Source organism: Psychrobacter sp. A3 (genome assembly GCF_028823565.1).
Taxonomy (GTDB): Bacteria; Pseudomonadota; Gammaproteobacteria; order Pseudomonadales; family Moraxellaceae; genus Psychrobacter; species Psychrobacter celer.
Genome location: NZ_JAPEHS010000182.1, coordinates 1 through 608, shown reverse-complemented (window position 1 = coordinate 608; position 608 = coordinate 1). Strand labels below are relative to the sequence as shown.

Annotated in this window: 1 protein-coding gene; it reads right to left on the bottom strand. The window is 49.8% G+C overall.

The genetic code is table 11. The features are described from left to right. On the bottom strand, positions 1–596 hold a 596-nt coding region (locus tag NK638_RS12390; RefSeq protein WP_274633247.1), incomplete at its 3' end, for an MFS transporter. Positions 597–608 lie beyond the last annotated feature (12 nt).

Here is a 608-nt window from a genome sequence, read left to right as displayed (position 1 = left end):
CCGCCTGCAGCTGCCTCACTGAGCTGATAAGAGCCCACCATGCTGGTCACGATAAAGGTCACATAAACCATATAAGTCGCGCCATAGATAGCAAAGATAACGCCCAAATGCGCGAGTAGCTTGAGGTTACTGCGTTCCAGCTTTTTTTTGTTTTTCATGGGCGAAGTGGGTACACGCCCGAAAGGGCTGCGCGTGACATCGTCTGGATGATTGCGAATCAACGCAAAAGTAAGGCACGCCACCACAATATTGATTAGCGCAAAAATCAGCCAACCCGTCTGCCAAGACAGTAAGCTAAAAAAGGGCAATAGTTTTGGGACGACAAAGCCCGATAGGATAATACCAAACCCAGGGCCTGCCATCACCAACCCCAATGCCAGCCCGCGATGCGACGGAAAAAACCAGTGTGACATGACGCTCATCATCGGTAAGACCACGCCGCCGCTGCCAATGCCAGTGAGCACATAAAAAGCGCAAAGCATAGGAAAACTGATGGTAAAAGCCATACCAAGCATAGAGGCTGCGATGACAAAAAGACTGGCCGTACTGGTTAAGCGAGTGCCAAACCTAGGTAGAATAAGCGGACTTAAAAGCACAGCGACAAGATA